General features: G+C 46.0%; 27 protein-coding genes and 2 tRNA genes. 14 read left to right on the forward strand and 15 right to left on the reverse strand.

The annotated features are described in order from the left end of the window. Positions 1-63 precede the first annotated feature (63 nt). The 3 genes from ACFO4U_RS12970 (at position 64) to ACFO4U_RS12980 (ending at position 5,812) form a co-directional block, all read left to right on the forward strand. Positions 64-1,749, forward strand: a complete 1,686-nt coding sequence (locus tag ACFO4U_RS12970) for a formate--tetrahydrofolate ligase (protein WP_214691473.1) — start codon at positions 64-66, stop codon at positions 1,747-1,749. Positions 1,750-1,763: 14 nt separating this feature from the next. Next, entirely contained in the window at positions 1,764-2,672 is a 909-nt protein-coding gene (locus ACFO4U_RS12975) for an alpha/beta fold hydrolase (protein WP_214691472.1), read from the forward strand. A 170-nt stretch (positions 2,673-2,842) separates the two neighbouring features. Continuing rightward, the gene (locus ACFO4U_RS12980) at positions 2,843-5,812 is read left to right on the forward strand and encodes an SH3 domain-containing protein (protein WP_214691471.1); all 2,970 of its coding nucleotides are present in this window, start codon (positions 2,843-2,845) and stop codon (positions 5,810-5,812) included. 38 nt (positions 5,813-5,850) lie between these two features. Here ACFO4U_RS12980 and ACFO4U_RS12985 read toward each other — a convergent pair whose 3' ends face one another. Genes ACFO4U_RS12985 through ACFO4U_RS12995 form a run of 3 tightly spaced genes read right to left on the reverse strand, consistent with a single transcriptional unit; the run spans position 5,851 to position 7,177 of the window. Then, positions 5,851-6,264: a DUF3805 domain-containing protein gene (locus ACFO4U_RS12985; RefSeq protein WP_074037765.1), complete on the reverse strand. Its 414-nt coding sequence runs from the start codon at positions 6,262-6,264 to the stop codon at positions 5,851-5,853. Beyond that, a complete protein-coding gene (locus ACFO4U_RS12990; RefSeq protein WP_148209495.1) occupies positions 6,261-6,815 on the reverse strand; it encodes a hypothetical protein in 555 nt (184 codons plus the stop codon). The genes ACFO4U_RS12985 and ACFO4U_RS12990 overlap by 4 nt, the downstream gene beginning before the upstream one ends. A gap of 2 nt (positions 6,816-6,817) precedes the next feature. Next, entirely contained in the window at positions 6,818-7,177 is a 360-nt protein-coding gene (locus ACFO4U_RS12995) for a hypothetical protein (protein WP_031421018.1), read from the reverse strand. 138 nt (positions 7,178-7,315) lie between these two features. Here ACFO4U_RS12995 and ACFO4U_RS13000 point away from each other — a divergent pair. From ACFO4U_RS13000 to ACFO4U_RS13015, 4 genes are all read left to right on the forward strand, one after another. Beyond that, positions 7,316-7,389 (forward strand) — tRNA-Gly (locus ACFO4U_RS13000). Between the two features lie 15 nt (positions 7,390-7,404). After that, a tRNA-Gly gene (locus tag ACFO4U_RS13005) sits at positions 7,405-7,478 on the forward strand. A 157-nt stretch (positions 7,479-7,635) separates the two neighbouring features. Beyond that, on the forward strand, positions 7,636-8,436 hold the full coding sequence (locus tag ACFO4U_RS13010) for an MBL fold metallo-hydrolase (protein ID WP_196431586.1): 801 nt from the start codon (positions 7,636-7,638) through the stop codon (positions 8,434-8,436). A 408-nt stretch (positions 8,437-8,844) separates the two neighbouring features. Next, a complete protein-coding gene (locus ACFO4U_RS13015) occupies positions 8,845-9,051 on the forward strand; it encodes a DUF3006 domain-containing protein (protein ID WP_015880796.1) in 207 nt (68 codons plus the stop codon). Between the two features lie 51 nt (positions 9,052-9,102). Here the strand turns inward: ACFO4U_RS13015 and ACFO4U_RS13020 are convergent, their stop codons facing one another. After that, positions 9,103-9,669, reverse strand: coding sequence for a TlpA family protein disulfide reductase (locus ACFO4U_RS13020; RefSeq protein WP_251131872.1), 567 nt, complete (start codon positions 9,667-9,669; stop codon positions 9,103-9,105). Between the two features lie 75 nt (positions 9,670-9,744). Between ACFO4U_RS13020 and ACFO4U_RS13025 the strand changes: the two genes are divergently transcribed. After that, positions 9,745-10,599 carry an aldose 1-epimerase family protein gene (locus ACFO4U_RS13025; RefSeq protein ID WP_196431588.1) on the forward strand — a complete coding sequence of 285 codons (855 nt, stop codon included), beginning with the start codon at positions 9,745-9,747 and terminating at the stop codon, positions 10,597-10,599. A gap of 37 nt (positions 10,600-10,636) precedes the next feature. Here ACFO4U_RS13025 and ACFO4U_RS13030 read toward each other — a convergent pair whose 3' ends face one another. The 3 genes from ACFO4U_RS13030 to ACFO4U_RS13040 all read right to left on the reverse strand — a co-directional run bounded on the left by ACFO4U_RS13030 (position 10,637) and on the right by ACFO4U_RS13040 (position 12,868). Further along, entirely contained in the window at positions 10,637-10,855 is a 219-nt protein-coding gene (locus tag ACFO4U_RS13030) for a PspC domain-containing protein (RefSeq protein WP_074037769.1), read from the reverse strand. A gap of 20 nt (positions 10,856-10,875) precedes the next feature. Further along, positions 10,876-11,583, reverse strand: a complete 708-nt coding sequence (locus ACFO4U_RS13035) for an NAD(P)-binding oxidoreductase (RefSeq protein ID WP_074037770.1) — start codon at positions 11,581-11,583, stop codon at positions 10,876-10,878. Between the two features lie 79 nt (positions 11,584-11,662). Next, complete coding sequence (locus tag ACFO4U_RS13040; RefSeq protein WP_251131871.1) at positions 11,663-12,868, reverse strand: LCP family protein; 1,206 nt, start codon at positions 12,866-12,868, stop codon at positions 11,663-11,665. A gap of 196 nt (positions 12,869-13,064) precedes the next feature. On the opposite strand from ACFO4U_RS13040, the gene ACFO4U_RS13045 reads away from it, so the two are divergent. Beyond that, entirely contained in the window at positions 13,065-13,979 is a 915-nt protein-coding gene (locus ACFO4U_RS13045; protein ID WP_159563538.1) for a hypothetical protein, read from the forward strand. A 178-nt stretch (positions 13,980-14,157) separates the two neighbouring features. Here ACFO4U_RS13045 and ACFO4U_RS13050 read toward each other — a convergent pair whose 3' ends face one another. Next, positions 14,158-14,385, reverse strand: coding sequence for a hypothetical protein (locus ACFO4U_RS13050; protein ID WP_031421006.1), 228 nt, complete (start codon positions 14,383-14,385; stop codon positions 14,158-14,160). Between the two features lie 271 nt (positions 14,386-14,656). Here ACFO4U_RS13050 and ACFO4U_RS13055 point away from each other — a divergent pair, with 271 nt between their 5' ends. Beyond that, positions 14,657-15,529 carry a hypothetical protein gene (locus ACFO4U_RS13055; RefSeq protein WP_215244340.1) on the forward strand — a complete coding sequence of 291 codons (873 nt, stop codon included), beginning with the start codon at positions 14,657-14,659 and terminating at the stop codon, positions 15,527-15,529. A gap of 65 nt (positions 15,530-15,594) precedes the next feature. Here ACFO4U_RS13055 and ACFO4U_RS13060 read toward each other — a convergent pair whose 3' ends face one another. Continuing rightward, positions 15,595-15,966, reverse strand: a complete 372-nt coding sequence (locus tag ACFO4U_RS13060; protein WP_074037773.1) for a hypothetical protein — start codon at positions 15,964-15,966, stop codon at positions 15,595-15,597. A 102-nt stretch (positions 15,967-16,068) separates the two neighbouring features. On the opposite strand from ACFO4U_RS13060, the gene mce reads away from it, so the two are divergent. Continuing rightward, a complete protein-coding gene (gene mce / locus ACFO4U_RS13065; RefSeq protein WP_251125330.1) occupies positions 16,069-16,482 on the forward strand; it encodes a methylmalonyl-CoA epimerase in 414 nt (137 codons plus the stop codon). Positions 16,483-16,493: 11 nt separating this feature from the next. On the opposite strand, the gene ACFO4U_RS13070 is transcribed toward mce, so the two are convergent. Beyond that, positions 16,494-17,540 carry an NAD(P)/FAD-dependent oxidoreductase gene (locus ACFO4U_RS13070; RefSeq protein WP_214691466.1) on the reverse strand — a complete coding sequence of 349 codons (1,047 nt, stop codon included), beginning with the start codon at positions 17,538-17,540 and terminating at the stop codon, positions 16,494-16,496. A gap of 168 nt (positions 17,541-17,708) precedes the next feature. On the opposite strand from ACFO4U_RS13070, the gene ACFO4U_RS13075 reads away from it, so the two are divergent. Next, positions 17,709-18,263 (forward strand): methyltransferase family protein, encoded by a 555-nt coding sequence (locus ACFO4U_RS13075; RefSeq protein ID WP_074037776.1) that lies wholly within the window; start codon positions 17,709-17,711, stop codon positions 18,261-18,263. 36 nt (positions 18,264-18,299) lie between these two features. Here ACFO4U_RS13075 and ACFO4U_RS13080 read toward each other — a convergent pair whose 3' ends face one another. Together ACFO4U_RS13080 and ACFO4U_RS13085 are read right to left on the reverse strand one after the other, a co-directional pair. Further along, on the reverse strand, positions 18,300-19,109 hold the full coding sequence (locus ACFO4U_RS13080) for a DUF368 domain-containing protein (protein WP_015880783.1): 810 nt from the start codon (positions 19,107-19,109) through the stop codon (positions 18,300-18,302). 73 nt (positions 19,110-19,182) lie between these two features. Beyond that, positions 19,183-19,758, reverse strand: coding sequence for a GNAT family N-acetyltransferase (locus ACFO4U_RS13085; RefSeq protein WP_214731636.1), 576 nt, complete (start codon positions 19,756-19,758; stop codon positions 19,183-19,185). Between the two features lie 100 nt (positions 19,759-19,858). On the opposite strand from ACFO4U_RS13085, the gene ACFO4U_RS13090 reads away from it, so the two are divergent. Further along, a complete protein-coding gene (locus ACFO4U_RS13090; RefSeq protein ID WP_078146308.1) occupies positions 19,859-20,608 on the forward strand; it encodes a sugar nucleotide-binding protein in 750 nt (249 codons plus the stop codon). Positions 20,609-20,646: 38 nt separating this feature from the next. On the opposite strand, the gene ACFO4U_RS13095 is transcribed toward ACFO4U_RS13090, so the two are convergent. Next, positions 20,647-21,888: a cytochrome P450 gene (locus ACFO4U_RS13095; RefSeq protein ID WP_215244339.1), complete on the reverse strand. Its 1,242-nt coding sequence runs from the start codon at positions 21,886-21,888 to the stop codon at positions 20,647-20,649. 87 nt (positions 21,889-21,975) lie between these two features. Here ACFO4U_RS13095 and ACFO4U_RS13100 point away from each other — a divergent pair, with 87 nt between their 5' ends. After that, a complete protein-coding gene (locus ACFO4U_RS13100) occupies positions 21,976-22,341 on the forward strand; it encodes a potassium channel family protein (protein WP_159563530.1) in 366 nt (121 codons plus the stop codon). A 17-nt stretch (positions 22,342-22,358) separates the two neighbouring features. Here ACFO4U_RS13100 and ACFO4U_RS13105 read toward each other — a convergent pair whose 3' ends face one another. Next, the gene (locus tag ACFO4U_RS13105) at positions 22,359-23,711 is read right to left on the reverse strand and encodes an alanine/glycine:cation symporter family protein (protein WP_074037781.1); all 1,353 of its coding nucleotides are present in this window, start codon (positions 23,709-23,711) and stop codon (positions 22,359-22,361) included. A gap of 129 nt (positions 23,712-23,840) precedes the next feature. After that, positions 23,841-24,110 carry a membrane protein insertion efficiency factor YidD gene (gene yidD, locus ACFO4U_RS13110; RefSeq protein ID WP_215244338.1) on the reverse strand — a complete coding sequence of 90 codons (270 nt, stop codon included), beginning with the start codon at positions 24,108-24,110 and terminating at the stop codon, positions 23,841-23,843. Between the last annotated feature and the right edge of the window lie 48 nt (positions 24,111-24,158).

Raw genomic sequence — 24,158 nt, forward strand, 5'->3', positions numbered from 1 at the left:
AAATTTCCGAATGATTTTAAGATAATAGAAAGATATCGTTCGATAAACGGAGGGACTTTTTGAATGACAACGACGAAACCATTATCTGACCTTACGATTGCCCAACAAGCCAAAACCTTGCCGATTAAAGACATCGCAGCAAAAATCGGATTACATGAAGATGATCTAGATCTTTACGGGAAATATAAAGCTAAACTTTCTTACGATGTCCTCGAACGTGTGAAAACGCAGAAAGACGGAAAACTCGTTCTCGTCACAGCGATCAATCCGACACCAGCTGGTGAAGGAAAATCGACGGTGACAGTTGGTCTCGGACAAGCGTTGAACCAGTTGGATAAACAAGCAATCGTCTGTCTGCGCGAACCTTCACTCGGTCCGACGATGGGTCTAAAAGGTGGCGCTGCTGGTGGTGGCTTCAGTCAAGTTCTCCCGATGGAAGACATCAACCTCCACTTCACAGGTGATATGCATGCGATCACATCGGCCCATAATACGATCAGTGCCATGATTGACAATCACTTGCATCAAGGAAACGACCTTGGGATCGATGTCCGACATATCGTCTGGAAGCGTGTCCTTGACTTAAACGACCGCGCACTTCGTCATGTCACGGTCGGTCTCGGTGGTCCTGCTCACGGAGTCCCTCGTGAGGACGGATTTGATATTACCGTCGCTTCGGAAATCATGGCGATTCTCTGTCTGGCCGATTCATTGGACGACCTCGAAGAACGCATCAAGCGAATCGTAGTCGCCTATGACCATCAAAAAGAACCAATCACGGCAGAACAAATCGGGGCGGCCGGGGCGGCGACGTTACTGTTGAAGGAAGCCTTTAAACCGAACCTCGTCCAAACGCTCGAACAAACGCCTGCACTCGTTCACGGCGGACCGTTCGCAAACATCGCGCACGGATGCAATTCATTGATTGCAACGAAGACTGCATTAAAGCTTGGGGAGTATGTGGTGACGGAAGCTGGGTTCGGTGCCGATCTCGGGGCAGAAAAGTTCTGTCATATCAAATCTCGAGTCGGTGATTTGAATCCGGATGCGGTCGTACTCGTCGCAACCGTTCGCGCTTTAAAAATGCACGGTGGCGTTTCAAAAGATCAGCTTCACATCGAGAATGTCGGTGCAGTCGGAGAAGGATTGAAATTACTCGCCAAACATATCGATACGATGAAAAAACTCGGACTACCTACGGTCGTCGCATTGAACCGTTTCAATTCAGATACAGAAGAGGAACTTGCAACCGTTCTTGATTGGTGTGCGGCACACGGTATTCGTGCTTCGCTCAGCGAAGTATGGGCAAACGGCGGACTTGGTGGTCGACAGTTAGCCGAAGCGGTCATTGACGCCGTCGAGTCGAACGAAAGCAAACTTACGCCTCTGTATGAGTTGAACGATTCGATCGAACAAAAGATTAAAACCATTGCGAGAGAAGTATATGGTGCTGCAGACGTCGTGTTTACCGCCAAAGCACAAAAGCAAATGCAAGATGTTCAGGCGAACGGCTGGTCGGACCTTCCCATTTGTATGGCGAAGACACCGTTCTCCCTCTCAGACGACCCTTCAAAATTCGGTTATCAACAAGGATTCACCATCACTGTTCGCGAATTAAAACCTTCAGTGGGAGCAGGATTCCTCGTCGCCTTAACAGGCAACGTGTTGACGATGCCTGGGTTACCGAAACATCCAGCAGCTCTCAATATGGGAATTGACGAATCCGGAAAAGCAATCGGCCTTTTCTAATAGGGGGATGACACATGATCGTATCGGAGTTGACGTATCCTGACGGGTATCAAACAGAAGTGATGCACGTTCAGGCAGAGCAATCGATTGGAAAAATATTCATGTTTCACGGGATGCTCGAACATCATGAAAGATATATTGAGTTTGCACAGTTTATGGCAGATAATGGCTATGATGTGTTTGTGTGTGACTTGCGTGGTGCGGGTACAAGCGCTCATGACCAACGCACATATGGGCATCTCACGCCAGGAACGGGATTCCAACAACTTGTTGAGGATGCACAGTTCCTCATCCGTCAATATGAGGATGATCGTCCGACATATCTAATAGGTCATAGTTTCGGTTCTCTTCTCGTTCGAAAGCTCGGTCAAGTCATGGGGCACGCCTTATCCGGAATCGTCGTCGTCGCCCCGCCTCCTCATCCAGGAGTTGCAGGCGAACTCGGGCATCGCTTAATTGCTACCGCGATGAAACGAACACACGAAACACACCAATCTCGTTTTTTTGAACGACTGTTATTCGGACGTTATAATCTTAAGTTTTTACCTGCTCGAACGGATAGCGACTGGCTTTCAAGTGTTCCAGACGAAGTCGACTCCTATCTCGCCGACCCAAATTGTGGCGGTTTGCCTTCCCTCGGTTTTTTACATGAAGTGACACGCGCTTCATTAGATGTCACCACGTCTGCACGGATTCATGAACATCCGAAGTCTCTTCCAGTTCTGTTCGTTGCCGGAATGGACGATCCTGTCACGCATGACGGAGAAGGGTTGAACGGAATCATTAAGAAATATCGTAATGCGGATGTCGAGCTCGCAGTCGTCACTTACGACAATGCTCGACATGAAATCCTTCGTGAAGCACACCGCGAACAAGTATGGTCAGATATTCTTGCTTGGATGAAGCAAAACAGAATCCATTAATTTACTTAATCCCCTTTTATAAGGGGATTTTTCATTTACCTTATTTTAGAAAAATTATTTTAAGCATTTACCTTTTTTGTAATTCTACTTCTTCTTTCCATTTTTTAAGTACGTTATACTTAGACCGCAATCAATTTAATCATGCTCTCTCATCCGAAAGGGGTAACATATTGAAATCGACACTCTCAAGATTAGGAGTAGCCACGATTGTCTCAGGAACGATACTGAGCACTCTCGCACCACTCCAATCATATGCAGCAACATCCGAAGGAACAGTCAACACACCCATTTTAAATGTACGGTCTGATTCGTCGACATCGTCTTCAATCGTCGGCAAATTAACGGAAGGAACAACGGTAGATGTATACACCGTCAACGATGAATGGGCACAAATCAACTTCGAAGGTCAAAAACGATACGTTTCTTCTACGTATTTGACAATCGGTTCATCTATGACAACAGCCTCTACTACATCCGCTTCATTATATGTAGCTGAAATGAACGTCAATCTTCGTTCTTCCATGTCAACGTCCGCTTCAATCGAAACAGTCATCCCAAAAGGATCACTCGTGACGCATCTATCTACTCACGGGGCGACAGGATCTTGGTATAAAGTACAATTTGGTACATATACAGGATATGTGGCAGCACGATACTTCAGCGAAACAAGTCCTTCGTTTTACGCTTCGACAACTGCCGTCTTGTACGATTCGACCGGTTCAGGTGCGTCTAAAATCGCAACGATTCCAGAAGGTGCGAAAGTCACTTACCTCGATTCATTAGGCGCGACGGGTTCATGGTATAAACTCGAATACGGTTCACTTGTCGGTTATGCACCAGCACGTAACTTTACCGCGACTTCGCTTGCTCCAGAAGCAGTCACGACATATTACGCGGTGAAGAATGTCGCGCTCTACAATAGTTCAGGAACTGGTGCATCAAAAATTGCAACAATTCCACTTGGGGCAGAAGTAAAGCGTGTATACGTGAACGGATTGAGTTCATCTTGGTATAAAGTCCAATACGGGGACACGGTCGGCTATGCGGCCGCGCGTAACTTCTCGACATCAAAACCTGAAGCCGTCGTCAAAACAACCTATTATGCGGTTCGAGACCTCGTGTTATATGAGTCATCCGCTTCCGGAGCAGCTCGTCTACGCACGATTCAAGAAGGAACAAAAGTCGTCCAAGTATCGGATGCCAACTTATCGGACTCTTGGTTCAAAATTGAATATGATGGAGTCACCGGCTTCGCTGCCGCTCGTCATTTTTCAACGAAGGCACCTGAAGAAGTGACGATCACACCATACTTTGCGATTCGAAATGTAGCGATGTATAGTTCGTCTGCAGCCGGAGCGACGAAGATTGCCACGATCCCATTTGGTGCAAAAGTAGAACAGCTTTCACAAAGCGGTCTTTCTAGTTCTTGGTTCAAGATTCGCTATGACGGAAAAACAGGATATGCAGGTTCTAGTCACTTTTCATTAAAAGATCCAGAGGTCGTGGTGAAAACAGATTATTATACAACGCGTGATGTCGTTTTATACAACCGCTCGGATGCTGAAAAAGTGAAGGTTGCGGTCATTCCATTCGGCACGAAAGTTCAACAAGTGTCGGAACCTGGTCTCACGGAACGATTCTTTAAAATCGAATACGGTCCGATTACAGGTTATGCGACGGCAGATTACTTCTCGAAAACAGTACCGTCAGACGAACAATACGAAGAAGAACGTCAAGTTCGTATCTATGTAGATGGGAACGAGCCACTCAACGTTCGTTCGACGCCTGAAGTGACAACAGCAAATAAAGTCGGAACGTTAAGTACGGGAACGATTGTCAACATCAAACCAATTGTCGGTTCAGACTGGGCACTTCTTACAAGTGGTACGTATAGCGGCAACTATATTCATACCGATTACGTCGTACCTGTCACAACGACCCCACCTGCGACAGGTATCACGAAAAAAGTTTCGTATACTAGTTATCCGATGACAGTTCGTCAGATGGCAGACCGTCAAGTGGCTCAATTCGCCCAAACGGATGCACATCGATACGATGAAGCCTACCTACCTCGTGCTTGGGTAAGTGTCAACGGATCGACAGGAAAGATTGTGAAATCTGAGATGACTGTTGTCTCAGGGTTAGGAACCGCTTTGAAGATGACAGCCTCTTCAAGCTCGTCCTCGCTCGTCACCATTCCATATGGTGCGTCAATTCAATACGTTGACCGTTATACTTCCGGGTCAACCGTTTGGTATAAAGTAAAATACGGCACGATGACCGGTTACGTGACACCAAGTTCAGTCGTCGGAACCGCCAACATTTTGAGCCGTCCAATTTTAACATCTCATGCGTACGGTCAAATTAATACAGGCGAAACCGTTACGATTACAGGTCAATCCGGCACATACTATACGATTTCGTATAAACGACCGGCCGGACACAATATCCGAGTCTTTGATAACACTTGGCGTCGTGCATCAGTTGATGATCTTCTTCCATACGTCGATCCTAGCCAGATTGATGCAAACTCTCGATCATTCTATCAATTCTTAGATTTATCGAAGAGCGCTGGGACAACTGCGACAACATTGAACAAGGTCCTCACATCAAAAGGAACGCTCAGCGGACAAGGTCAGGCATTCGTTGATGCGGCTAGTATGTATGGCGTGAACGAAGTGTATCTTCTCTCGCATGCCATCCTTGAAACTGGACATGGTACATCCCTTCTCGCAAAAGGAGTTCCTGTCGATAAAGATGGGAATGCATTAATTAACTCGAGTGGGAATCGGATTTATCCGGAACGTCCTGTTGCCGCAACCGTCTATAATATGTACGGTATTCAAGCAACAGATAGCAACCCTCTTGGAAACGGCGCCAAATACGCCTTCCAACAAAAGTGGTTCTCTCCTAAAGAAGCGATTATCGGAGGAGCTTACTGGATTGGGGCTAGCTATATCAATCACCCGACATATAAACAAAATACGCTGTATAAGATGCGCTTCAATCCTTCTTCACCAGGAACGCACCAATATGCAACGGATATCGGATGGGCCGCAAAACAAACGACAAGCATCTATAATATCTATCAATCACTTGATGCTTACACACTCAACTTCGATGTACCAAAATATCAGTAAAAAAGGAGACACGCGCCTCGTTGGCGTCGTGTCTCCTTTTATGTCCACTCAATCGAATCGATAATGGACTCGATTTCCATCTTTTCATCGGTCACCTGATCGGCTACGTAAGTTAAGAATAAGAGCCGTTTCCCATCGGTCAAGGACCATACATCTAAATGCATCCCATCTTCAATCCCACTTGCGTAGGCCGTTGTCATATCACTCGTTTCAGTCGTGACACTTGGAGCAATCTTTACATCAATCGGAAATTCGCCTAAGAACGTATTCAATTCGCTCATAGCGGATTGTTTTGGTTCTTGCGAATCTTCTGATTCATAGATTGAGATTTGAAGCGTCCCTTGCGCATCCGCTTCCGTCGAGTAAAAACTCACATAGTCTTCCTCTTCGCTGTATTCATAATGTTCCGGATACGTCAGGCGGAACCACCCATCAATTTCGTACTCTTTCATGCTGTTTTCTCCTTTACTTGCTTGAATGCCAGCCCTGTGACCATTTTAGCTTGAAGCGCGTACTTCAAGCGTTCGGTCACGTAAAGACGTTGGCTATTTACGTCTTGGGCGATCATATGTCCAAATAAGTTCATGCGGACAGTTTGATTGGATAGGAAATAGAGTCGATCCGCACTCAGCGGACGATATTCGTTTGAATGTTCAAGGTATTCGATTTCAAAGCGGCGGAGGACGTTCAGCGCACAGTAACGATCGGTTTTCCCGGTACTCGTATGAAGCTCGACACGAACGAGCTGAACGTCATACGGACAGACATTCATAAAGATAGGTCCCACCCGCTCATGGATCAAGAGGATACCCATATCGGTCTCAATTAAATCTGGCAGGGCTCCTTCATCTTGCGAGATGCTTAACACGACATACGGTCGGTTTGTCGGTGCAAGCAATTCCCCTTTATAAAATCGAAATCGTTGAATTCCTGTTAGAACCCGGGCACGCCAAGCACTCCCTCGAGCCTCGGCTTCCATCCGATACAACCTCTCTCCACTCACGCTTACTCCCCCTTCACTTGTTTGAGCGCATCGACGAACGTTTCCCATTCTAGGTTGTCACAAACAACCTTATTTTCCAATCCCCATTCTTCATCGATTGTCAAACGTACTTCGTTCGATTGTGCGTGACGGGTGACTCGAAGATCTCCTATTTGAATCATATCCGGATGAATCTCAAACGTCATACTTGGTAATCCGACCCACTTGATTCGATTCGTTCGTAACACAACCTGCCATTCTTGTTCATGATGGATCGAAAACGTCCAACTTCGGAGAGACACCGTCGTGTTCGTTTGTTTCGATTGTTTCAACATTCGAAACCCTTCACCCATCAGTCGTAAATATGATTTTCGCTCACTCATATTTCATTTCTCCCCTTTTTTCTATTATCTGCGTTGTGAATAGGATTCTGCAACCTAAAAAGTTTTTTTAAAAAAGGGTTTGCAAATTCCATCGTATATGCTATTATATCAAAGTAACGTTAAGAGTTAATACGTTTCGCGGGTGTAGTTTAATGGTAAAACCTCAGCCTTCCAAGCTGATGACGAGGGTTCGATTCCCTTCACCCGCTCCATATTTTTTCTTTGATGCGGGTGTAGTTTAATGGTAAAACCTCAGCCTTCCAAGCTGATGACGAGAGTTCGATTCTCTTCACCCGCTCCAATATCGACATATACGCGAGAGTATCTCGCACACATACACTGCACGGTTGAGACCTTGCAAAAAGCAGAAAGTCACACGACTTTCTGCTTTTTTGTTGTTCCGTCTATTGTTTTGGGGAAAAGAGTGATTGAATCCATACAGACAAGGAGGAACTCCATTGATTCAAGCGAAGCTGCAATCCTTTACCGTATACGAAAGCGCGTTGATGCGAACGACATCGACCCTCATCGATACACCAGATGCCCTTTTGTTGATTGACCCGACCTGGCTCCCCGAAGAAATTGCGACAATCCGTCGTGACATCGAATTACACCGTCGGAATCGGCCGCTTTATGTCATCTTCACACATCATCATTTTGACCACATCATCGGAGCTTACGGCTTTGCAGATGCCACAACGATTGCCTCACAGGCTTTCGTCGATGCAGACTCATCTGACCAATTAAATGAGATTCGCGAGTTTTATGAACAATATTATATTGATCACCCGATTCAAAAACCGGACATCGACCTGGTCATCCAACCCGATCAAACGCTTTTAATCGGTTCAGTGCCCGTGACCTTCCTCTCTACACCGGGCCATGACGCGACACATATGTCGGTTCTCATCGAATCCATGAATCTTCTCGTTTGTGGAGATTATGGGTCTAATGTCGAGCCACCTTTTATCGAACACGACCCAACCGCCTATCTCGACACGTTACAAACCTTGCAATCACTCATCTACGAACATGAGATTCGCTGGTTCGTACCAGGGCACGGCGATTTGTGCGACAGCCGGAGTCACATGATTGAGAGATTGAGTGCGGCGGAAGAATATATCTTGGCACTCCCCGAAGAACGTCATTGGTCCTCCGCATGGCCAGAGCACGCTTTTTTTGACCGTGTTCATGAGCGGAATCGAAAGATGGTGGAACAAAAAGAGACCGATCGTCGGTCTCGTCAACAAGACGTATAAAAAAATCGCAACGTCTCCCCAAGACGTTGCGATTTCCCCCTATGTAGACCTATTTCTTAGTGACGCGTTCTGAGCGGACCGTGAACATACGGTCAACCCCATAGATCGTTACTCCCGTCAGAGCGAGTAACCCAATCATTGCAGAAGAAAACATGACCATCCCCCCATTGTTCACAGTTTCGTCATAATCACCCCGTGGTTTCATTATAAAAGACCATTTCAAAAAAAGAAAGCGTTTTCTTCAAACTTCCTTCACATTTCCCGCATTTAACCTCTATCGTTTTTTGATACAACGTCCCTATAGTGATTAGACAGACATGTGTAAAGATGTGTAGCTTTTGTGGAATTTGGGAATACATGATGTAAGGATAAAAAGAGACAGAAGCTGCTCGTCGAGGAGGAAGAGGTATGATTAAGTACGGTACATTGGTACGAATCGAGGGAAAATATGCCGTATTGAGATGGAACAACGGCTCAAGTTTCATCCCTAGACGATTCCTACCATCCGAAGCACGTGTTGGTGATACAATCATTCGAGACAACCATCATTACTATCTTGAAGAAGATATGACCCCTAACTTTGACGCATTGATCAAGCAACACTATAAAAGCTGAACAATCTGCCCTCTCTAACCGGGCAGTTCGTTCAGCTTTTTTTCGAATGAATCATTCTGAGATGTCGTCGATTTGTTGCTGAAGCCACGCCTCGTCTACCGGACCCGTTTTTTTCGCCACGATGATCCCTTTTGCATCTAGAACGTACGTTGTCGGTAATGCGACAACACGATATTGTTGCTCGACAGCGGCCTCTTCATCTAGCAAAATCGGAAAATCAACGGGATACTCATCTAGGAATGCCTCCACGTCCTCTTTTCCTCGTCGCTCATTTTTGGTGACGTTCACGCCAAGTACTGGGATGCCTGTCGCTTCTTCAAACGATACGAGTTCAGGAAACTCATCCCGGCATGGCGGACACCAAGAGGCCCAGAAGTTAATGACGACCGGCTGTCCTCGGAACTCAGAAAGGGTCAAATTCTCCTCATCTAACGTATTCAAAGTGAAGTCCGGGGCTTGTTGCCCCACTTCAAGTCCTCCTAATACCGATTCATTTTGGACGATCGGAACCGCTTCTTCTTTCTTTTGTGTCATCATATATTCCTCGTAGCCTTTATATGCGAGGCCAGCAATCAATAGAAGGATCAGCGTTCCAATACCAATTCTTTGTAAGCGCATCATTTACCCCTTGTTTGTTTTACTTAAGATTTCTACACTTAACTTATCATAAACCCGTAAAGGAGCGTATGGATTGTGCAACTTCAAAACGAGAAAATACAGATAACCTTAAAGGCACAAGGTGCTGAGATGACGAGTTGGAAAGTATCCGGAACTGAACTCTTATGGCAAGGGGACCCGACCTATTGGGGACGACAAGCCCCGATCCTCTTCCCGATTGTCGGTCGATTGCTCGATGATCAATATGTATATGAGGGAAACACCTATACGATGAGTCAACACGGATTCGCTCGGGACGCTATGTTCGAGGTCGAATCTTCGACTGCCACGTCGGTCCGCTTCACATTGAACGATACATCGGAATCACGTCAACACTATCCATTCCCATTCACACTGACCGTGTCCTATCAACTTGTGGGCGAAGAAGTGATTGTGACGTATCGCGTCCATAACCCGGGCGAAACGACGTTACCGTTTAGCATCGGTGGTCATCCTGCATTCAATATTCCGTTCATGGGCGGGACATTTGAAGACTACGTGATCGATTTCGGCGAAATCCGCTCCCTCGATCGCTATTTGCTCGAGGGCCCTTATTTAACAGGCGCGTATCAACCACTCGGAGAGCGTCAGTATATCCCCCTCACTCGGTCGTTATTTGACGACGATGCACTCATTTTTGAGAAAATTGAGTATGCTGCACTCCGACATCAACCAACCGGTGCAGCCATCGTGATGGAGAGTCCCTCTTTCACGCATTTCGGCATCTGGTCTCCGCCGCAGAAAGACGCTCCGTTCGTCTGTTTGGAACCTTGGTTCGGACATGCGGATTATAAAGGCCATCGAAAAGATTTCCTACACAAAGAAGGGATCCAACTCCTCCCACCAAACGAAACGTTCGAAGCGAGTTATACATTATATATGGAAAACTAAAAAATCAATCCGACGTCTTGTCGGATTGATTTTTGATTTAGAAGCGATCGTCTTGTTCGGCTTCATATTCTGACACCGGCTTTTTCATGATGAGTGCCAGAATGATATAAATGAGGAGTCCCGGGCCACCGAGAAGCGCCATCGCCACGAATAGGACTCGCATAATGGTGACGTCCACCCCTAGATAGTTTCCAAGCCCTGAACAAACACCAGCAATCATTTTATTGTTTGGGTCTTTATAAAGTTTCCGTTCCATATCATCTTCTCCTCAACTCATTATGATCGTTGTGGTCGACGTAATGTCGTTCTTCCGCCGTTCGCAACCTCTCCACGCCCTTCAAAGTCGAGCGCTTCATTAATCGGTGTGCTACCAGACTTGATTTCGATTCGGCGACCGTACAGACCTCGGTTGTCGAGAGACGCTGCGATGACAGTCGCGACATCGGTTTCGGAAATCGTCGCACCATCCGCATCACTCAAGTCCTCTGATGCTTCGATTGAACCTTTACTCGGTTCATCAACAATGGTCACTGGGCAAATGATCGTATAGTTCAAACCGCTATGTTCGATATACTCGTCAGCGGCATTGTTAGCTGACAGAAAGTTAAAGAGTTCTTTCGGTGCAGCGTTCGGTTGATCAGCGCCATAGGCACTGAGTAAGACAACATGACGTACCCGTTCCTTCTTAGCGGCATCGATGGCATTCATCGCAACGTTTCGGTCAAGCAGTTCAATTTCAGTGCTCGAACCATCCGCGCCAGCAGTTGCCGCGATAATAACGGCATCTTGTCCACTTGTCGCCTCATGTACTTTCTTCTCGAGTTCTGTCTCGACATCAACCGTCAATACGTGTGCACCCATTTTCTCGTACTCTGCTTGTAGTTCAGGATAACGAATTAAAGCGGTCACTTGATGGGTTTTCGCCAGGCTTTTCAATACACGTTTCCCGATCTTTCCTGTTGCTCCAATGACTAAAACTTTCATTCAAATTTCCCTCCTCAAAAGAGTAGTTCATTTGTTTAAATTTCCTCTTTCAAGTCAGAATCAAACCCTTTTCTTAAAATTATCTGACAGTACCCCAGACAGATAAATCAAGGGCGTCTCGAATCGCCTGCACGCTCTCTTCTAACGGTTCATAGTAATACACGTTATTGATATAAGCATCTTGACCCTCGACTTGCATCTTATTCACCTCAGGATTCGAAATCATCGTCAATCCGACAGATGCCATTTGCAAGACGTTCATCTCAAGTCCCATTTCTTCTTTCATGAAGCGATACGTCGCCGGAATTTTTGTCCATCCTGAAGGACTTGCCAGTTTTTCAGCGACAGCTGTCATGACCTCCGTTTGACGATTCGAACGTGCTCCATCCGTATCCGATTTACGATGTCTCGCATACGCCAATGCCATGTCTCCATCCATCGCATAGGAAACACCTTCCGTATACTCATACGTCTGGTTGAACCCTTTCTCGCTAAACGAATGCGTTGCCGTGACATTTACCCCACCAATCAAATCAATCAATTCCATGAATGATTCGAACGTGATGACGACCTGTCCATCGACCGAGGCGTCGGTCAGCCCTTCCACGGCACCAATCGTACACTCTGCACCTCCGAACGCGAACGCATGCGTGATTTTATCACCTTCCCGTTCAGGCTCACATGGAATCGCTGTATACGTATCACGTGGAATCGATACATTCTGAACAGTACCAGAGCGTGGTACGAATTCCATCAACTGCAAGGAGTCCGTACGAGATCCCGACAACGATTCTCCTACTCGCGCATCGCTCCCCATAATGAGGAATGTAAATGGAGCAGTCGCAAAATATCCAACAATCAGTAGCATTGCAAGTAAGAAAAGGGCAGCTTTCCCCTTCCATTTACGCTTTCGTTTCGATGGTTGTTTAGACGAATGATCTATTTCTCGTTTAGCAGGGGTAGATGGTGTTGATGGTGTTGATGGTTTCGTCGTCTGTCGAGATTTTGGTCGAGATGATTTCCGTTTCGAAAATAATGAAACCCGGGGCAGTCGTTTCCGACTTGACTTTGCCGTCCCATTTTTCGTCCTTGGCGATTCTTGGGTTTGTTCATTTAAAAAGGGATGTTCTGATTGGCGTGTTACCCGTTCACGCTGTTGTTCAGATTGTGCACGTATAGAGGGCTCGTCCGTTTCACCGTGGTCCACACGAGACGATTCGATTTCTTGATGTTCTAATTCGCGCTTTCTACGTTCGACACGCGATAAATGTTGTTCATCTTTCATCATTATGATCCTCAACTTTATCAATTTTTCTCTATTATCCCGAACCAGCCATCATCTGACAACGTTTCTTACGAAAATCCGTCTTAAGCATGAGAGCGAATGGTTGTTTCAGATGAAAAGCGGGAAAGGAATAATAATTGGTTTCTGCCCAAATCGAGATTGCCTACGAAAAGTTTGACTGAAAGGAGGAGAGCTGATGCGCATCGGAAAGTTACGCGTATTGTTAGAGCAGTATGGCGAGGCGACGTTACGCGATTTGCTCGTCGAAATGTACCGTCATACTCCTAAAGATGTGATTGATGATCAAGATTTTGATTTTATGATCAGCCAATTCACGCGCTATAAAGAGAAAAAAAATTCTGAAGAGCGACATTCGCTCTCGCAAACCATCACCTTGGCTGAACGGTTTGTTGATTCTGCGTACGAACATTTGTACATTCGTCCGAATCAAGTCATGTCAGAACGCGACCAAAAAAATTGGTACATTCATGCTAAAAAAATCATTCGCGATTTAGCGCATTACGCCGAGGAATACACAGAAGCACGTACGATGTATGAAGAAATGTTTTACCTCCTCTCTACATCGGCTGGCGAAGAACCGCTCTTCTCTACAAGTGACCCGTTTCGCCTTTTAAAAATTTCACAAGTCACCATGCTCAAGCAACTCATTCACTACTATCAGCTCGATGCCCCGATTGATACCGTTTGGATTGACCGCGCCCTATACACCGCACTCCACGTGCCAAAAGATGTTGATTCTACACGAATTGATTTACTCTCAACGCTACCCATCGAACACAGTCATGCCAATACAAGAAAACTCCTTCACTCCCGTCTCTTAAAACTTTGCGATCGGATGTTAGAGAAGTCCCAAACAGAGGATACCGCGCTCGAAAACTATCAAGCGCTTAAAATGTTAGAACTCCGCCTTCTCGTCGCTGAAGGGAATTTGAAAGAAGCGGAACAAAAATTGTTCTCTGAATATATCCCGTTCTTTTCTCATCGCTCCGAACCATTTCGGGTATATGTCGACTTTTTAGAGAGTCACGGACACACTAGTGAGACGAAGCGCTTAAAACGAATTGCTAAAGAAAAGCGAATCCGATTTTAAAAAAAGGGAGTCAATCGATAGGATCGATTGACTCCAATACATGATATGAACGAGGGGTGTTCATTTGAAAAGGAGGACAGAAAGTTGGTGCAGAACTTTCTTCCTACACATATAAGTATAAGGGAACGATTGTAACCGTTACCAAATCACTTATTGCATTTTTGTGAACGTTTTCACGTTATTCAATCGTGTTCATCATGCCAAGTCCGATGACAGATAACAACACAATTAATACGAACAAATACACCATTTCATTCGGCGATTGAAATCCTTCATGAATTTCTACATCTTCTTCGACAATGATATTTTCATGAATGACGACCGGTTCTGTCTCGGCCATGGCTGCAGACGGTGTTACCGTCAACCAAAGCACAGAAACCAGAATCAGTTGATAAATGTATTTCATCATATACTCCTACTCCGTGTTTTCATTGTGTTTAAGTATAGCACGTCTCATCCGTTCGTTGCGCTGACATTTGATGAATCTCACAGATGAACGATGAAAGGAAATCCATTTCATTGTATTGGACGGATATGTTCTATTTTACTCGAACCTTTTTCTTACGTAATTGATTTTTTCTCGAGTCAGGTTTCATCATTCTGCCACACCCCACGATACAAGATAGCGCTTACAATTTATTTGTACTTATCATTTGATAAAGAAAGAAGGATTCTTCGTGAAACGAGCGCTACGTTTTGTAGAATGCAGGCAATTACCGTTACATGAGCGTATTTCCATTCAGTCGCTATATCCTTTAAGCAAGGCCCCTTTGCTTCTCTCCCTTCCCTCGCATCATCACGTCTACGTCGCACTCAATCGAGATACCCCACTCGCTTCAATCGTCGCAAACGACGAACAGCTTGAAACGGATCATGCCATCCGCCTCTCTCAAGCCACATATGGTGATCGTCACGTCTTTCGCGGACTACTTCATCGTTTGATCTATGAACGAAGTCGAGAAACAAAGTACCCGATTACGTACTATCTTCAGGAAGAGGATTCTCATAATCAAGACAAGCATCGAATATATGAAGCAGCAGGGTTTCAAGTATTTCATCAAACCAAAACGTATCATCTACCATTCATCCCTTGCGAGAAAGCAACCCATACCAATTGGACACTCGAATTGGTGGACTATTCAAGAAGAGCAGATTGGCTCACATTTCGAAATGAACATTGTCATCTCCTTCCGGGTACCATTTCGATGACAGATGAACAATTCGCACGAGAAGTTCGCCAGCAAACATTGTTCTATTCCGTGAAGTGGAACCGACAAGTGATTGGAATCATGAAAGTACGCTTACATATGTACCATATTTCAATACAAGAGATGCACGTTGACTGTGACGAGACTTTATTGCGGGAAGCTATTTCATTCCTTCAACAAAAATTTTTCTACATGTTCCGATACATTGAAGAGGCACATATTTCAGCAACAAGTTTGCAACCTGATTTGAGTTATACACTTCGTCGTCACGGCGCCCAAATCTCGAGTATTTGTCGTTATACGTACATGCTACAGGCACCACCGACCCCGATTTATTCCTAAACAATCAAAAGACGTCGAGCAAACCAACTCTTTCTCAAAGGAAAAAGTTGTTCATTCGACGTCTTTTATTCTGCAGCAGTAGTCGACTCCATCGCTAGAGGCGGCATCGCTTCAAACAGTTCTGTCCGAAGCCCCGTATCTCTCAAATCGAGCGATTCAATCCGATCGAACTTAATTTTGCGATCGACGACATTGAACCAATACGTAATATTTGGTTCATCTTTAAAACGAATCGCATAATTCGACCCATTTAAATGAAAGTCGACCTCGGTAGACAGCAACTCGGTCGGACCAATTTGTTTATGGGTCGTTAATCGTTCAAGGACAACCTGTTCTTCATTGATGCGATAGTCGACAAACGTCGCAAGCGAGAGTCCAAACACAAATGATACAAAGGCGAAAGTGCCCACCAAACCCATCGTGATTTTTCCGTTCATTTCGCTGTCCCTCCCTCTCCTATTATATCGGATAGGCTTGAAACGTTGTGAAGTGACATTTTGTTCAACTTTAGGCAAACTGAAGCAGAAGGAGGAATTTACATGCATATCGATCATACTGGGATTGCCGTTCGAGACTTAGATGAGGCGATCACATTTTACACGACGGTCTTAGGAGGAAAACTCGTGGACCGCTATACGAACACGACCACCGGGGTCGAGACCGAATTGGCCGTCATTCATATTGGAGAGGATGTCATCGAATTGTTGCGTCCGACTAGTAAGACGAGTCCGATTGCCCGGTTCATGAAAGCTCGAGGGAAGGGTGTTCATCATATCGCCTATCGTGTCGACGATTTGGACGAAGCGATGGCCGCTCACAAACAAAATGGCATCACCTTTTTAGAAGACACACTGCGTACGACCGCGAAAGGTAGACGCTTAATCTACATGGACCCGCGTCATTCAGGCGGTGTGATTACCGAGCTTTGTGATTATCCTAGAGAAAAGCAGTAAGAGTGATTCTCTTACTGCTTCATCATGGTTTCTTCTATGATTTGACGATTCTTCTCTTTTAACCGTTCATTATGAGAGGACACCATTGCGGTAGCATTCGCATTCGGGTCAATGTATGTTTTGGCCCGGTTCACCGCATTCGCAGCATCTTGAAACGCTCCAGCGATGAGATGTACTTTCCCTTCATGCGTGAGAATATCACCGGCAGCGTACAATCCCGGTATGGATGACTCGCTACCTGAATTCCCTCTCACATAAAACCCATCCTTCATCTCGACCTGCAATTCGCTGTTCCGAAGCAACTCCGCGTCTTGTTCATATCCGTGATTGATGACCACTTCATCGACCTCGATTACGCTCGTCTCTCCTGTTTCGACATGAGTCAAAAGAACTTGTTGAATCGATTTCCCATCGTGAGAAATCAAATCCGTCACTTTTGATCGTGGGCAACAGTCGACTCGACCCTGTTTAATTTTTTCAACTTGTGCTTCATGTCCACTAAGTTCTTCTTTTCGATACGTCAGCACGACCTGCTCTGCAATCGGCTCGAGCGCATTCGCCCAATCGACTGCACTATTGCCGCCACCCGATATCAAGACGCGCTTTCCTTTAAAGCGTTCAAGTGATTTAACCGTGTAATGGAGGTTCGACAATTCGAACCGCTCCGCTCCGCTCACTTCAACCTTATGCGGTTTGAGGATCCCACTTCCTGTCGCAACGATGACGGTTTTGGAAATATGATGACCGTTCGTCGTGTCGATCCCGAACAAATCGTCTGAACGCTTAGAGATCGACTCCACCTTCTCGCCAAGAAGGACCGTCGGAGAGAAGGTGAGACCTTGCTCGACGAGTTGGTCGATCAGTTTTGCCCCAGTCGTCGGTAGGAGACCACCTACATCCCAAACCATTTTCTCTGGATAGACATGTACTTTCCCGCCTAAAAAAGGTTGAAATTCGATAATTTTCGTCTTCATACCTCGTAAACCGCTGTAAAAAGCGGCATACAATCCAGCCGGTCCCCCACCGATAATCGTCACGTCGAATACTTCCTCGTTCATCGTCGCACCCTTCCTCTCTATATACGTAAAAATGATAATCATTCTCATTAGATGATAACCTGTTTTGGTCACTTTGACAATTTTTTTCGAATATCGCCCTGATGGATTTGGTTTTTCTTATGCGTAGGTCGGGTAATGAAACATGAATCAAAAGGGAGGATGTGCGTGATGAATTGGATGGATGTCCTATTAATCGTCGTATCATTTTTTTGGCTAGTTGAGACGTGGCGATTTCGTAACCGAAAAGAGGCAACAGACGGGGCTGTCGAGCGGAAGAGCTTTTACTTTGTAGCGACGACGATGATTGGCGTCTTCGTGTTGTCTATGATCTCTTCGCTTGTTTTCGAATCACAGCCTTCGACAGTTCAACGAATCATCGGACTTACTTTTTACATAGCCGGCGTGTCGTTACGTTATTGGGGGATTTTACACTTACGTCATCAATTCACACGACATGTCGTCGTCCGACCGGAAGACGAACTCGTCAGCTCGGGACCGTATCGTTACTTACGCCACCCTCTTTACACAGGGTTGTTATTGATTACGTTCGGATTCTCGCTATACTTTATTCATTGGGGAATCGCCTTGATTGGTGCGGGTCTCACCTCGCTTGCATTACTGTACCGCATTCGAATCGAGGAAGGTATGCTCATTCGCCATTTCGGTCAGTCTTACCAATCCTGGTCGAAGACGCGCAAGCGCCTCTTCCCCTTCATCTATTAAAAAGGAGTCCGGCTCATCGCTGGACTCCTTTTTCATTTAGACAGAATATTTGCTGAGTAATCGGACGACGATGACCCCCGCGATGAATGCGACGATACTGAGTATCCACATGACTCCGGAAGCTGGTACACCCGGAAACACGACGGCGAGTGAGCCAATGACCAATCCGATGATGACGGAGAACGTCATTCCCGGAAAATTCGCCAACAAGTAACGAATGACTTTACTACTTACAATAAAGCCGACGGCCACTCCAGCACCGACAATCCCAATAATCAACAGATTGAAGTTTGAGATGGCGCTGATGACGGTTGGATAAACGCCAATTAACAACAAGACGAATGAACCGCTAATTCCAGGAAGCAACATCGCCATGCTGCCCAACCAACCGGAGAAGAATAAGAGAAGTGCCGTCCCGAACGTCACGTCCGTCATAATAGACGAATCAACCGGATTCAAGAATGCCATACTCGCAACGAGTATCGTTGCGACAACCATAGCAATAACATGAACCGGACGAATCGATGCGCGTGATTTAAATTCCACGAATAGAAGTGGAATAATCCCTAAAATCAATCCGATAAAGAAAAATTGTGTCGGTGCATAATACTCCAGCAATAAGTATTCAATAACTCGACTCAGTGCGATAATGGCTGTCCCCATTCCAATTGCCAATGGAATCAAGAACCCGATATATTTTTTCCAATATCGGCTAAATACGCCGCTAATCGCTTCGATGAGTTGATCGTAGATGCCTAAAATGACTGCAATGGTACCGCCGCTTACACCAGGGATTAAATCACTCGTCCCCATGGCCATCCCTCGCCAAATGTTCTTCCACTCCATAATGTATCTCCTTTACGTATATCTTTCCTCAAGCACTTAGTATAGTCGAGAAAAGAAATTTGCGCATCCGCTTTTAGACTGAGAAAGGAGTCGAATTGATTTCTTTGATCATATAGTCAAATCTCGCCCCAGAAATGTTGATTTCTTTTTCCTTATGGAAGCCGAGACGTGTGTATAAGCGATGTGCCGCAGGATTTTCTTGATCCACGTTCAATGTGACGGCGGGCACACCGCGTTCTTTCGCAACGAGACAAACGTGTTCGATTAACTTCGTCCCGATTCCACGACCTCCATACGCTTCTGCGACAGCCAGTGAATCAATGTATTGGACATAACCTTCCGTTTCAACGTCCACCTCTTCTCCACTTCCATGCACCGTCAACCATTCTCGAATCGGTCGATCCAATTCTTCTGCCTTATCCCCACGATACGAGATGATCATTCCGGCAACTTCTCCTTCAAAATCCGCCACCCAGATGTTTTCGTGACTCAAGCGGTTATTTGGTTTCTCTACCCACATCGCTAGTCGCTCCAATACCTCAGTCGTATCCGTTGATGCTGTCAATGTGTACGCAATCTCATGGATCGCTTGATACATGAGTGGTGCAATTTGTTTACTATCTTGTTTGGTTGCTTGTCGAATATTCATGATTGATCCCTCCATCATCCAGTCTAGCATAGCCCGGCACATCGGTTGTTTGTCCACACTCGTTTTGTGGCATCATATAGAGTGAAAGGGGCGAATCGAAATGAAAGCTATTCTTACAGGAATGAACGGTACAGTGGCACCCGTTGTTGCCGAAACGTTACAGCGCCACGGAATTGAAGGGATTGCGTGGAATCGCGAGCAAGTGTCCACGACAAACGAAGAGGAAATGCGAGAATTCATCGAGCGCATCCGACCGAACTACTTTTTACATATCGGTATGGGCGCGGTGGAGTGGGCCGAGACGCTCGCTCGTTTATGTGGTGAGGCGAAAATCCCTTTCCTGTTCACGAGCACGGTTTCAATTTTTTCAGATGAAGTGACCGGACCGATTTCCCCAGATACGCTACCAGATGCCGAGGATGACTATGGAAAGTATAAGCGTGAGTGCGAACGTGCGATTATGAACGCCAATCCTGGTGCTCAAATCGTTCGTCTCGGATGGCAAATCGGGGATGAGGCCGGATCGAATAATATGATGGACTATTTTACGAACGAGATGAAGCAACGAGGGGTAATCCAAGCGAGTGAGCATTGGTATCCATCATGTTCATTTTTAGCAGACACGGCAGACGCGCTATTTGAAATTTTGACTAAACGTGGACCGGGCATCTATCAGTTAAACGGAAATGCGAACTATTCCCTATACGACATCGCCGTCGGACTAAAAGAGCTTCATGACACCGACTGGCAGATTGAATGTACCGATGAACCGAAACGGGATAATCGAATGATCGATTCATCGGTCTCGATTCGTCCCATCTCCAAACGCCTAAATTTGCAAACGAAGTAAATTCAAAGTCGCCTACTCCCATCGAGTAGGCGACTTTTTTATTGGTTTCGAGTTAGATGAGTCAATCGCAATTTACTTTTCGGCAGACTCGGCATGTCTACAAAACTATAGCTCAAGTCTTGAGGCGGGACCGTGTAGGCGTATTCCTTAGTAAACAACTCAATGACTTGTGCAAGAATTGCAATGGTCACATGTTCACCGGCACATCGATGTCCAAAATCTACATCTCCCCCACCTTGCGGAATAAAGTTAAACGGACTCTCGTTCCAATCTTTGAAACGAGAGGGATCGAATCGATCCGGCTCCGTCCAAATAGAGGAGTCATGATTCGTACCGTACAAATCAAGAAGCGTCAGCGTCCCTTCCGAAAATGCATAGCCGTCCCATTCAAAATCGGTTTTGACACGAGCTGCCGCTACAGGGAAAAATGGATAAAACCGTCTCACTTCCTGGACAAATTCTGTTTTCGAGACCTCTCCCCGCTCTACCTGCTCTTTTACATCCGGGAACTGATGTAAAGCTAAGACAGTGAAGAGGACATACACCGAGATTGCGACAGTCGGGCGTAAAATGTTCAATACTTCGACCGCCACGACGTCTTCAGGTAATAACTCTCCGGATTCATCCCGGTGCCACGAAAATTCGTACAGCGCCGTATGTTCGTTCGGCAATAATCGATTCGACCGCACTTCTTTTACCATCTGACGAATCCAGGCTTCAGCGGAACTTCGTGCCTTCCGACCTTGTAAATACGTGGGACCAAGAGACGTACCCGATTCAAATAATAACCTCATCTCTTCAGTGCGCTTCCCAACTTCTTCTTTCGCAAGTGGAACTCCCGACCATTCACATACGGCCTTCATCAACACTTGTTGCGCAATATCGTATAAGACGACCTCCTCTCCCATTCGTTCAATCTGGTTCCACTCTCGATATGTCAAGCGGAGCAATCGATCTATATTTTCTTTTGTCATCAATGACATGAACATATGTTTTCGATGCGTATGAGCCGCACCATCTAGTGTTTGGACCCCATCTTCTCCAAACAAGGTTTTCAATAGACGTTTTGGCGCCGCATTCTGACGCATGAATTTGTCTGCATCATAGAACACCTCGGCAGCCTCTTCGCCCCCAAGACAAATCACGCGCTCCCCGAGCAAACGTGTTTCAAAGATATTTGATTGAAAACTTTTGCGACGATTCGCAACAAATAGATATCCTTCCCGTAAAAAATCGACACTATGGTCGAGTCCTTCTTGTTTCGGTATGACTTTCCCCATCCAACTCACCCTTTCTCTTTTCTCGAACTATAAAGGATGTTCCCCCGTTTTTAGCGAACAAACCTAATATCGAAAGGAGCGAGTGACATGTTGCCGTTCTTACTGACATTGCGTCGAATTGTACGCGGAATCTGGCGTGGCCTCCGCGAACCTGAGTTCCAAGTCTTATTCAGTCTTGCCTTTCTCACTGTCCTATCCGGTACACTTTTTTACACACGGTTCGAGGAGATGCGTTGGTTGGACGCACTTTACTTCAGTGTCATCACCCTGACTACCATCGGATATGGTGATTTTGCCCCTCAGACCGACATCGGAAAAATATTCACAATCGGATATGTATTGACTGGGGTGGGCATCATGGTTGGCTTTATCACAAAAGTGTTTGATCATTTACAAAAAGCACGACTCGATGAATTAGAAGCAAAACAAAAGACGCCACCCTCTGATTCATAAGGATGGCGTCCTTTCGTTTAGGAAACTTTTCGATTTTCAATTTCAAGCTGTTGGTTGAAACGCTTCGTCTCGGCAATGACAACACCCGACAAGAACAAGAGACCAATCAAGTTCGGGATGGCCATTAAGCCGTTGAAGACATCCGATAACGCCCATACCAAGTTCAAGTTCGTCGTCATGGCACCGAGTCCCGCGACGAGTACAAAAGCAATCCGATAGGGAAGAATCGACTTTTGTCCGAACAAGTAATGGATGGAGCGTTCGCCGTAATACGACCAACCGAGCACGGTCGAATAGGCGAACAAAACGAGCCCGATTGTGACAATATAACCGCCGGCTGGTCCGAGGAACAGTTCAAATGTAGCTGAAGTCAATTCGACCCCTTCAAGTCCTGTCCCGATTTGACCACCCATGACGAGTGTCAATCCTGTCACCGAACAGACGACAAGCGTGTCCAAGAAGACTTGAGTCATCGAGACGAGCGCCTGACGACCCGGCATATCTGTTTTCGCTGCCGCTGCTGCGATCGGAGCAGAGCCAAGACCTGCTTCGTTCGAGAAGACACCACGTGCCACCCCGTATCGAATGGCAGCTCCGATGGCCCCTCCACCGATTGCTTCTGCACTGAACGTACTGCTGAAGATGAGTGCGAACGCATCCGGAATCAGCGAGTAATTCATCACCATAATTAAAAGACCGCTACCTAAGTAGAAGGCAATCATGACGGGGACGAAGTAACTGACTACTTTCCCGATGGAACGCACGCCTCCGAGAATGACCGCTCCTGTAAAAATCATAATGAGAATCCCTGATATGTATAGTGGTACGTCAAACGTTGTTTTGAGCGCAAGCGCGACCGAGTTCGTTTGGACCCCGTTTCCAATACCGAACGCCGCAATCGATGCGAATGCAGCAAATGCTACCGCTAACCATCGTTGATTCAACCCTCGTTCTAGATAGTACATCGGTCCACCAGCCATTTGACCGCGCTCATCAGTGACCCGATACTTCACGGCAAGAACTGCCTCTGCGTATTTCGTTGCCATCCCAAAGAAACCGGACACCCACATCCATACGATGGCTCCCGGTCCTCCTAATACGACCGCTGTCGACACCCCGACGATATTCCCCGTACCGACGGTCGCCGCCAGAGCAGTCATGAGCGCCTGGAAGTGACTGATGTCCCCTTTAGAGGATTGATCCTGATTTTTCGAAAACGCCAATTTCAACGCATACGGTAATTTGGTGATTTGAATCCCACCTAGACGCACCGTCAAGTAAATGCCTGTCCCCACAAGCAAAATCAAGAGCGGTGGTCCCCATACAAAGTTGGATGCCGTACTCACCCATTCACTAAATGATTGCCCCATACAAAGTATCCCCTTCCCCCGAAAAATAGTGTACACCTCTATTTTTTCAGAATACTTAGAACAATGCAAAAGTATTGTACTAAAACAACTGATTCATTGTTTGTTCTGTACAAAAACAGCGAGACGAACTCAATCGTCTCGCTGTGACTCAGGTTTCTCTCGTTGTAAAGGCGCTTTCCAATTAAATGTATCCGGAACATAATCGAGCCCGCCTGGATGAAACGGCTGGCAGCGAATGAGTCGGCGAGCGGTTAAATAACTGCCTTTGACAGCCCCATGTTTTTCGATTGCTTCGATTCCGTAGTGCGAACAGCTCGGATAAAATCGGCACGTTGGCGGCTTTAATGGTGAAATAAAACGCTGGTAACCTTGAATCCCTTTTACTAGTACACGTTTCACACGATTTCGCCTCACTCTTTTGAATTAGTGCCATCATAGCGCGATTTG

It is taken from the genome of Exiguobacterium profundum (assembly GCF_042652865.1).
Lineage (GTDB): Bacteria > Bacillota > Bacilli > Exiguobacteriales > Exiguobacteriaceae > Exiguobacterium > Exiguobacterium profundum.